10 protein-coding genes are annotated in these 9,394 nt (G+C 70.5%); all 10 read left to right on the top strand.

Annotation, left to right across the window (positions count from 1 at the left end):
- Positions 1-678: ABC transporter substrate-binding protein (locus M2165_RS26085; protein ID WP_280817453.1), on the top strand; the 678-nt coding region annotated here is incomplete at its 5' end.
- A gap of 24 nt (positions 679-702) precedes the next feature.
- Positions 703-1,563, top strand: a complete 861-nt coding sequence (locus M2165_RS26080) for a branched-chain amino acid ABC transporter permease (RefSeq protein WP_280817452.1) — start codon at positions 703-705, stop codon at positions 1,561-1,563.
- A gap of 22 nt (positions 1,564-1,585) precedes the next feature.
- Positions 1,586-2,545 (top strand): branched-chain amino acid ABC transporter permease, encoded by a 960-nt coding sequence (locus tag M2165_RS26075; RefSeq protein ID WP_280817451.1) that lies wholly within the window; start codon positions 1,586-1,588, stop codon positions 2,543-2,545.
- Positions 2,542-3,309, top strand: a complete 768-nt coding sequence (locus M2165_RS26070; RefSeq protein WP_280817450.1) for an ABC transporter ATP-binding protein — start codon at positions 2,542-2,544, stop codon at positions 3,307-3,309. Before M2165_RS26075 ends, M2165_RS26070 begins: the two co-directional genes overlap by 4 nt.
- A 157-nt stretch (positions 3,310-3,466) precedes the next feature.
- The gene (locus tag M2165_RS26065) at positions 3,467-4,174 is read left to right on the top strand and encodes an ABC transporter ATP-binding protein (RefSeq protein WP_280817449.1); all 708 of its coding nucleotides are present in this window, start codon (positions 3,467-3,469) and stop codon (positions 4,172-4,174) included.
- A gap of 35 nt (positions 4,175-4,209) precedes the next feature.
- Complete coding sequence (locus M2165_RS26060; RefSeq protein ID WP_280817448.1) at positions 4,210-5,466, top strand: Zn-dependent hydrolase; 1,257 nt, start codon at positions 4,210-4,212, stop codon at positions 5,464-5,466.
- A complete protein-coding gene (locus M2165_RS26055; RefSeq protein WP_280817447.1) occupies positions 5,463-6,938 on the top strand; it encodes a M81 family metallopeptidase in 1,476 nt (491 codons plus the stop codon). The genes M2165_RS26060 and M2165_RS26055 overlap by 4 nt, the downstream gene beginning before the upstream one ends.
- 103 nt (positions 6,939-7,041) lie before the next feature.
- Positions 7,042-7,797, top strand: a complete 756-nt coding sequence (locus M2165_RS26050; RefSeq protein WP_280817446.1) for an ABC transporter permease — start codon at positions 7,042-7,044, stop codon at positions 7,795-7,797.
- Positions 7,773-8,513: a phosphate ABC transporter ATP-binding protein gene (locus M2165_RS26045; RefSeq protein ID WP_280817445.1), complete on the top strand. Its 741-nt coding sequence runs from the start codon at positions 7,773-7,775 to the stop codon at positions 8,511-8,513. Before M2165_RS26050 ends, M2165_RS26045 begins: the two co-directional genes overlap by 25 nt.
- Complete coding sequence (locus M2165_RS26040; RefSeq protein WP_280817444.1) at positions 8,510-9,343, top strand: substrate-binding domain-containing protein; 834 nt, start codon at positions 8,510-8,512, stop codon at positions 9,341-9,343. Before M2165_RS26045 ends, M2165_RS26040 begins: the two co-directional genes overlap by 4 nt.
- The last annotated feature ends 51 nt before the right edge of the window (positions 9,344-9,394 follow it).

The following is a 9,394-nucleotide window of genomic DNA, read 5'->3' as shown; positions in this document are numbered from 1 at the left end:
TACGTGTTCGGCGAAGGCCTGCTGGGCGCGGCCAAGGCGATCTTCCAGGAGAAGGGCATCGAGCACGTGGGCAACAGCTACCACTCGCTCAACGACAAGGAGTTCAGCGGCTACCTCACCAACGCGATGGCGGCCAAGCCCGACGTGCTGCTGCTGCTGAACTTCGGCGCGCAGTCGTCGGCGGCGCTGCGGCAGGCGGTGAGCTTCGGCATGCACAAGAACATGACGATCCTCATGGCCTGGGCCTCGGGACTCGAACAGTTCGACGAGCTCGGCGCCGACCTCTGCGACGGCGTGTACTTCGGCGCGCAGTACTGGCACACGGCCGACACGCCGCTCAACAAGGAACTGGTGAAGCGCACGGCCGACAAGCTCAAGATCGTGCCCAACTACAGCCTGGCGGGCTCGTACGTGTGCACCAAGATCCTGATCGACGGCATCGTCAAGGCCGGCACGGTCGACCAGAAGGCGGTGATCGCGGCGCTCGAAGGCATGAAGTACGAGGGCCTCACGGGCACCGAGGAGATCCGCAAGGCCGACCACCAGGTGATCAAGGACTACTACCTGCTCAAGGGCAAGGCCAAGTCGAAGATGAAGGACGCGGCCGACTACGTCGAGGTGGTGAGTTCGGGCAAGTCCTTCCTCCCCGTCGACAAGACCGGCTGCAAGCTCGCCTGAGCGCCGCGAGGACGCAACGCCCCCATGTCCGTCTACCTGCTCCAGACCATCAACGGCATCGGCATCGGGATGCTGTATTTCCTGCTGGCCGTCGGCCTGTCGATCGTGTTCGGCCTGCTGCGCTTCGTGAACTTCGCGCACGGCGCCTTCTACCTGCTGGGCGCGTACCTGTGCTTCCAGGCGATGCAGTGGGGGCTCGACTTCTGGCTCGCGCTGGTGCTGGTGCCGCTCGCGGTGGGTGCGCTCGGCTGGCTGGCCGAGAAGCTGCTGCTGCGCCGCGTCTACGCCAAGGCGCACGAGTTCCACATCCTCGTGACCGTGGGTCTCGCGCTCGCGGTGCAGGAGATCGTGATCGTGTTCTGGGGGCCGCTCGGCAACAGCGTGCCCACGCCGGACCTGCTGCAGGGCGTGGTGATGTGGGGCAGCTTCATCTATCCGAAGTACCGGCTGTTCGTGATCGGCTTCACCGCGGTGCTCGCGGTGCTGCTGTGGTGGGTGCTCGAAGGCACGCGCCTGGGCAGTGCGGTGCGCGCGGGCAGCGAATCGACCGAGATGGTATCGCTGCTCGGCATCAACGTGTTCCGCGTGTTCAGCCTGGTGTTCGCGCTCGGCGCGGCCACCGCGGCGCTGGCGGGCGTGCTGGCCGCGCCGATCCGCGGCGCGGAGCCGTTCATGGGCGTCGAGGCGCTCGGCGTGGCCTTCGTGGTGGTGGTGATCGGCGGGCTCGGCAGCTTCGGCGGGGCGCTGGTCGGCGGCGTGCTGATCGGCATCGTGCAGAGCCTCATGAGCACCCTCTGGCCGCCGGGCGCGAGCCTGATGATCTACATCGCGATGGGTGCGGTGCTGCTGCTGCGTCCGCACGGCCTGCTCGGCCGCGCCGCCTGAACCGTTGAAGGAGCGATCCATCGTGTCCCGCAAAATCACTTTCCTGCTGGCGCTCGCCGTCGCGCTGGGCCTGCCGCTGGTGCTGCGTTCGGGCTCCCTCGCGAGCGAGGTGCTCATCTACGCACTCGCGGCGCTGGGCTGCAACCTGCTGCTCGGCTACACGGGGCTGCTGTCCTTCGGCCAGGGCATCTTCTTCGGGCTTGGCAGCTACACCATCGCGATCCTGCTCACGCGGCTCTCGCTGCCGATGCCGCTCGCGCTGCTGGCGGCAGTGGCCATGGGCGCGCTCGGCGCGGCGGTAGTCGGCTGGGTGGCGATCCGCCAGCGCGGCACCTACTTCGTGATGCTCACGCTCGCCTTCGCGCAGATGTTCTATTTCGTGGCCTACACGGCCTCGGGCCTGACGGGCGGCGACAACGGGCTGCTCGACGTGCCGCGCCCGGCCTTTCTCGACACCCCCTGGAAGTACTACGCCTTCGTGGCGCTGATCTTCCTCGCCGCCTTCGGCCTGCTGCTGCGCGTGACCGATTCGGTGTTCGGCCGCACGCTGCTCGCGATCCGCGACAACGAGGACCGCGCCGCGGCCGTGGGCTACGACCTCCGGCGCTTCAAGCTGCTGGCCTTCGTGATCTCGGGCGCGGTCACCGGCCTTGCGGGCGGGCTGCACGCGATGATGACCGGCATCGCGCCGCTGTCGAATGCCGAATACCACACGAGCGAGATGATCCTGGTCATCACCGTGATCGGCGGCACCGGCAACCTGTTCGCCTCGGTGCTCGGCTCGGCCTTCTACGTGCTGCTGGCCGACTGGCTCTCGACGCTGTGGCCGCGCTGGCTGCTGCTGCTCGGGCTGCTGCTGATCGCGGTCAGCATCGGCATGCAGCGCGGGCTCTGGGGCCTGGGCGAGAGCGCGTGGCGGCGCGTGTTCCGAAAGAGTCCGCCGGCCGCCGGCCTGCCCGCGGTTCAGGGAGAAAAGGCATGAGCGAGGTTCTGATCGAAGCCGTCGGCGTCACCAAGCACTACGGCAAGTTCGCGGCGCTCGGCGGCGTGGACCTGAAGATCCGGCGCCACACCGTGCATTCGGTGATCGGCCCGAACGGCGCCGGCAAGACCACGCTGTTCCACATGCTCACGGGCACCGGCACCACGACCGGCGGACGCATCCTGTTCGACGGCCACGACGTGACGCGCGAGCCCGACCATCGCCGCGTGCAGCGCGGCATGGCGCGCTCGTTCCAGGTCACGAGCCTGTTCGCGAGCCTTTCGGTGCGCGAGAACCTGCGCGTGGCGGCGCAGGGCATCGCGCCGCGGCAGGCCATGAACTGCTGGCGCGCGCCGGTCGGCGAACTCGCCTGCAGGCAGACCGTCGACGAGGTGTTGCAGCGCGTGGGCCTCGAACGGCTCGCCGACACGCCGGCCAGCGTGCTCTCGCACGGGCAGCAGCGTCGTCTCGAGGTGGGCATGGCGCTGGCCGCGAAGCCCAAGGCCATCTTCCTCGACGAGCCGACCTCGGGCATGGGCATCGACGACCTCGACGACATGAAGCGGCTGATCCGCGGCCTGCGCGACGCCCACACCGTGGTGCTGATCGAACACAACATGAACATCGTGATGGACATCTCCGACACCGTAACCGTGATGCAGCTGGGCCGCGTGCTGGCCGAAGGCCTGCCGGGCGAGATCCGTGCCGATGCGCGGGTGCGTTCGGCGTATCTCGGGAACATGATCACCGGAGGCAAGGCATGAGCGCGGCGCTTCTTCTTTCTCCCTCCCCCGCCGGGGGAGGGCAGGGGTGGGGGCCGGCGGCGCATCGATCGCCGCGGGGCTTTCGAGCGCCTGCTGCCCCCACCCCAACCCTCCCCCGGAAGGGGAGGGAGCAGATGCCGGGTGCGGAGGCAGCGCCATGAAACCCATCCTCGAAGTCGAGGGCCTGCATGCCCACTACGGCAAGAGCCACGTCCTGCAAGGCGTGTCGCTCGCGGTCGGCGAGGCCGAGCTCGTGACCCTGCTCGGCCGCAACGGCGCCGGCAAGTCCACCACGCTCAAGAGCATCGCGGGCGCGGTCACGCCCAGCGCCGGCCGCGTGCGCTTCCAGGGTGCGGACATCGCGGGCCTGCCGCCCCACCGCATCGCGCAGCGCGGCGTGTGCCTGGTGCCGGAGCACCGCGGCATCTTCAAGCTGCTGACGGTGGAGGAGAACCTCATGCTCGGCCAGCGCCGCGGCTCGCCGTGGCAGCTCGACGACGTCTGGCGCATCTTTCCGCGCCTGAAGGAGCGGCGCCGCAACGGCGGCGGGCAGCTCTCCGGCGGCGAGCAGCAGATGCTCGCCATCGGCCGCGCGCTCATGAACCATCCGCGCCTGCTGATCCTCGACGAGCCGGTCGAAGGCCTCGCGCCGGTGATCGTGGAGGAGATCGTCGCCCAGCTCAAGGCCATCAAGGCCGCCGGCGTGGCCATCCTGCTGGTCGAGCAGAACCTCGAGGTCTGCGTGCAGCTGGCCGACCGCCACTACATCGTCGAGCAGGGCGTGATCGTGCACGAGGCCGCCAACGCGGCCTTCATGGCCGACCACGAAGTGAAAGACCGCTACCTGGGCGTGGGGCTTGCTTGAGCCTTTCCGCACCTCGCATCCCATCCGCACACACCATGACACCACACACCCGACTCCGCATCGACGGCGAGCGCCTCTGGGCCTCGCTGATGGAACTGGCCCGGCTCGGCGCGACCGAGAAGGGCGGCGTCTGCCGCATCGCGCTGACCGACCTCGACCGCCAGGGCCGCGACCTCTTCACGCGCTGGGCGCGCGAGGCCGGCTGCGAGGTGCGCGTGGACCGCATCGGCAACATCTTCGCGCGCCGCGCGGGACGCGACAACGCGCTGCCGCCAGTGGTGACCGGCAGCCACATCGACACCCAGCCCACGGGCGGCAAGTTCGACGGCAACTACGGCGTGCTGGCGGGCCTGGAAGTGATCCGCAGCCTGAACGATGCCGGCATCCTGACCGAAGCGCCGCTCGAGGTCGCCGTCTGGACCAACGAGGAAGGCTCGCGCTTCGTGCCGGTGATGATGGGCTCGGGCGTCTTCGCCGATGCGTTCACGCTCGAACATGCGCTCGCGCAGCGCGACAACGACGGCATCAGCGTGGCCGAGGCGCTCGCGGCCATCGGCTATGCGGGCAGCGCGCCGGCCTCGGCGGCGGCCTCGCCCGTGGAGGCGTACTTCGAAACGCACATCGAGCAGGGCCCGGTGCTGGAGGCCAACGCGCGCGTCATCGGCGTGGTCGAGGGAGCGCTCGGCCAGCGCTGGTACGACGTGGTGCTGCAGGGCATGGAGGCGCACGCCGGCCCCACGCCGATGGAACTGCGCAAGGACGCGCTGCTCGCGGCGGCCGAACTGGTGATCGAGGTCAACCGCATCGCGCTCGCCCATGCGCCGCATGCGCGCGGCACCGTCGGCTGGATCGACAACTACCCGAACTCGCGCAACGTGATCCCCGGCCGCGTGAAGCTCAGCGTCGACCTGCGCGCGGCCGACGACGTGGTGCTGTCGGCGATGGACGCGGCGCTCAGGCAGGCCGTGCAGCGCATCGCCGCCACCGGCAAGGTCGAGGCGACGGTGGAACAGGTGGTCTACTTCCCGCCGCAGCCCTTCACGCCCGCGCTGGTCTCCGGCATCCGCGAAGCCGCCGAGGCGCAGGGGCTGCCCTGGATGAACGTGATCAGTGGCGCGGGCCACGATGCGGTGTACCTCGCGCGCGTCTGCCCGACGGCGATGATCTTCGTGCCCTGCCGCGACGGCATCAGCCACAACGAGATCGAGGATGCCGAGCCCGCGCACCTCGAAGCCGGCTGCAACGTGCTGCTGCAGGCGATGCTGCACAGCGCAGGGGTCGCCACGCGATGAAAGTGCTGATCGCGCGTCTCAACCACGAGACCAACACCTTCTCCCCGGTGCCCACGCCGCTCGCGGCCTTCGGCCCCGACGGGCCGAGCTTCGGCGCGCAGGCCTGGCGCGACAACAAGGGCATGCGCACCGCGATGTCGGCCTTCATCGACCTGGCCGAGCAGGCGGGCGCCGAGGTGGTCACGCCGGTTTCGGCATCGGCCAACCCGAGCGGCCCGGTCGATGCCGCGGCCTACGCCACGCTCACGCAGTGCATCGTCGATGCCGCGCCGGGCTGCGACGCGATCCTGCTCGACCTGCACGGCGCGATGGTGGCGGAGAACAGCATGGACGGCGAGGGCGACCTGCTCGTGCGCCTGCGCGCGGCGGCGCCCGGCGTGCCGATCGGCGTGGCGCTGGACCTGCACGCCAACGTGACGCCGGCGATGGTCGCCAACGCGGAGGTGATCGTCGGCTTCAAGACCTATCCGCACGTCGACATGTACGAGACCGGCGCGCATGCCGGCCGGCTGCTGTTCGACCTGCTCGCCGGGCGCAGCCGGCCGGCGATGCGGTGGCATCCGCTGCCGCTGATGGCGCACACGCTGCGCAGCGCCTCGTTCACGGGCGCGATGCAGCGCGCGATCGAGGCGGCGCGCGCGGCCGAGCAGTCGGAGGAATCGCTCGCGGTGTCGATCTTCGCGGGCTTCTCGCTGTCGGACATCGAGGCGCCCTGCATGAGCGTGGTGGTGGTCGACGCCGTCTCGCCGGAGCGGGCGCAGGCCACGGCCGACCGCATCGGCGCGCAGATCTGGGCCGAACGCGAGGCCTTCGTCTACCGCAGCGAGCCGCTGGCCGAATCGGTGGCGCGCGCCAAGCGCCTCGCCGAGGGCGCGACGCGGCCGGTGCTGCTGCTCGACCATGGCGACAACTGCATGTCCGGCGGCAGCTGCGACACCATGGACGTGCTGCAGGAGGCGCTCGCCCAGGGCCTCGACGGCATCGGCGTGGGCCCGCTGTGCGACCCGGAGGCCGTGGCCGCGCTCGTGGCGGCGGGCGAGGGCGCCACGGTCACGGTCGCGCTCGGCAACAAGGTCTCGCTCGCGGGCATCGGCCTGTCGAAGCGGCCGGTGCCGACGACCGGCGTGGTGCGCCGCATCTGCAATGGCGAGTACGTGATCACCGGCCCCACCTACACCGGACAGCGCAGCAGCATGGGCCGCACCGTGCTGTTCGACACCGGCGCCGCGCGCATCGTGGTGACCGAGCGCACGCAGGAGCCGTGGGACCTCGGCGTCTTCGAATGCACCGGGCACGACCCGCGCAGCGAGCGCTTCCTGCTGCTCAAGTCGCGCATGTACTGCCGGCCGGTGTTCGAGCCGATCTCCGCGGCGCTGGTCGAATGCGACAGCCCCGGCGTGACGAGCTCCGACTACAGCCTGTTCCCGTTCTCCAGGGTGCGCCGGCCGGTGTTTCCGCTGGACCCGGCCTGAAACCCGGGCGGCGGCGAAAGCCTATGCAAATATTTGCATAGGCAGTTCGAGGTACACGCCGATACTGCGGCGCCTTCTTCCGTACCCCGCCGAATCCCGCCGCATGAACACTTTCGCGCAGAGCGCCGTCGCCGCCTGGCAGTTGCTCCTGTCCGGCGACCCGGTGCTGCTCGCGATCGTCGGGCGCTCGCTGGCAGTCAGCGCCAGCGCCTGCGCGCTGGCCTGCGGCTTCGGCCTGCTGCTCGGCGCCTGGCTCGGGGTGGCGCGCTTCCGCGGCCGCGGCGCGCTGCTCACGCTGTTGAACACGCTGCTGGCGCTGCCCTCGGTGGTGGTGGGGCTCGTGATCTACCTGCTGCTGTCGCGCTCGGGGCCGCTCGGCTTCCTGGGCTGGCTGTTCTCGTTCCAGGCCATGGTGCTCGCACAGACGGTGCTGGTGCTGCCGGTGGTGACGGCGCTCACGCGGCAGACCATCGAGGACGCCGAGCGCGCGCACGGCGAGCAGCTGCGCTCGTTGGGCGCGCGGCCGCTGGCGCGGGCGCTGCTGCTGGTGTGGGACGAGCGCTATGCGCTGCTCACCGTGCTGATCGCCGCCTTCGGCCGCGCGGTGTCGGAGGTGGGCGCGGTGATGGTGGTGGGCGGCAACATCGACGGCTTCACGCGCGTGATGACGACCGCCATCGCGCTCGAGACCAGCAAGGGCGACCTGCCGCTCGCGCTCGCGCTCGGCATCGTGCTGCTGGGCGTGGTGCTGGTGCTCAACCTGGCCATCGCCGCGGTGCGCGGCTGGCGCGAACGGGTGGACGGCGGCGGCGGAACGGGCGCGCCGGCGCCGGCATGGCGCACGGAGGCGCGGCCGTGAACGAGCATGCGCAGCTTGCGAGCGCCGATCCGACGGTGTTCGCACTCTACGGCGTCGACGTGCGGCTCGGGCGGGTGGCGGCGCTGCAGGGCGCCAGCCTGACGATCGCGGCCGGCGAGCGCGTGGCGCTGATCGGCGCCAACGGCAGCGGCAAGACCACGCTGCTGCGCCTGCTGCACGGCCTCGTGCCGCATGCGGCGGGCAGCCTCACCAGCGCCGCGCCGCGGCGTGCGCAGGCCATGCTGTTCCAGCGCCCGCACATGCTGCGCGCCTCGGTGGCCAGCAACGTGGCGCTGGCCTTGTGGCTGCGCGGCATGCCGTGGCGCGAGGCGCGCCGGGCTGCCTTGCCAGCGCTCGCGCGCGTGGGGCTCGAGGACCTGGCGGGCCGCAATGCGCGCGCGCTCTCGGGCGGCCAGCAGCAGCGCGTGGCGCTGGCGCGCGCCTGGGCGCTGCATCCCGCGGTGCTGCTGCTCGACGAGCCCACCGCGAGCCTCGACCCCACCGCCAAGCGCGAGGTCGAATCGCTGATCGCCGAGGCCGCGAGCGGCCGCACGCTGGTGTTCGCGAGCCACAACCTGGGGCAGGTCAAGCGGCTGGCCACGCGCGTGGTCTACCTCGAGCACGGCCGCATCCTGGCCGACCTGCCCGTGCACGATTTCTTTCATGGGCCCCTGCCGGAAGAGGCCCGCCTGTTCGTCAAAGGAGAGTTGGCATGAAGCTGTTCCACAAGCAACTGGGCGCCGCGCTGGTCGCGGCCTTCGCGGCCGTCGCCGTCCACGCCGAGACCATCACCATGGCCTCGACCACGTCCACCGAGCAGTCGGGCCTCTTCGGCCATCTGCTGCCGGCCTTCAAGAAGGCCAGCGACATCGACGTGAAGGTTGTGGCGGTGGGCACCGGGCAGGCCATCGACATGGCCAAGCGCGGCGATGCCGACGTGCTGTTCGTGCACGACACCGCGGCGGAGGAGAAGTTCGTGGCCGAGGGCTTCAGCGCGAAGCGCCATCCCGTGATGTACAACGACTTCGTGCTCGTGGGGCCGAAGAACGATCCCGCGGGCACCCGCGGCAAGGACATCGCCGCCGCGCTGAAGAAGATCGCCGCGGCCAACGCGCCCTTCGTCTCGCGCGGCGACAAGAGCGGCACCGACGCGGCGGAGCGCCGGCTCTGGGCGCAGGCCGGCGTGGCCGAGGCGGGCCAGCCGGTGCCCAACGACCGCAAGGGCACGGGCTACAAGGAATGCGGCTGCGGCATGGGCCCGGCGCTGAACATCGCGGCCTCGTCGGGTGCCTACGTGCTGGCCGACCGCGGCACCTGGCTCAGCTTCAAGAACCGCGCCGACCTGGCGGTGTTGGTCGAAGGCGACAAGCGGCTCTTCAACCAGTACGGCGTGATGGTGGTGAGCCCGGCGAAGTTTCCGTCGCTCAACAGCAAGGGCGCGCAGAAGTTCGTCGACTGGGTGATCTCGCCCGCGGGGCAGGACACCATCGCGAGCTACAAGATCGGCGGCGAGCAGCTGTTCTTCCCGAACGCCGCGGCCAACTGATCGCGCGGGCGTCATGACCTCCGAGGTCATCGACGCCGGACGTGCGCGGCG

It is taken from the genome of Variovorax sp. TBS-050B, from assembly GCF_029893635.1.
Lineage (GTDB): Bacteria > Pseudomonadota > Gammaproteobacteria > Burkholderiales > Burkholderiaceae_C > Variovorax.
Note: the sequence above shows the minus strand (reverse complement) of the source record. Positions and strands in the feature narration are given on the sequence as shown.

Excerpts from the sequence above, each read along its gene's own strand:
- M2165_RS26080 (WP_280817452.1), top strand. The coding sequence starts at position 703 with ATGTCCGTCTACCTGCTCCAGACCATCAACGGCATCGGCATCGGGATG.
- M2165_RS26070 (WP_280817450.1), top strand. The coding sequence starts at position 2,542 with ATGAGCGAGGTTCTGATCGAAGCCGTCGGCGTCACCAAGCACTACGGC.
- M2165_RS26065 (WP_280817449.1), top strand. The coding sequence starts at position 3,467 with ATGAAACCCATCCTCGAAGTCGAGGGCCTGCATGCCCACTACGGCAAG.
- M2165_RS26060 (WP_280817448.1), top strand. The coding sequence starts at position 4,210 with ATGACACCACACACCCGACTCCGCATCGACGGCGAGCGCCTCTGGGCC.
- M2165_RS26055 (WP_280817447.1), top strand. The coding sequence starts at position 5,463 with ATGAAAGTGCTGATCGCGCGTCTCAACCACGAGACCAACACCTTCTCC.
- M2165_RS26050 (WP_280817446.1), top strand. The coding sequence starts at position 7,042 with ATGAACACTTTCGCGCAGAGCGCCGTCGCCGCCTGGCAGTTGCTCCTG.
- M2165_RS26045 (WP_280817445.1), top strand. The coding sequence starts at position 7,773 with ATGGCGCACGGAGGCGCGGCCGTGAACGAGCATGCGCAGCTTGCGAGC.
- M2165_RS26040 (WP_280817444.1), top strand. The coding sequence starts at position 8,510 with ATGAAGCTGTTCCACAAGCAACTGGGCGCCGCGCTGGTCGCGGCCTTC.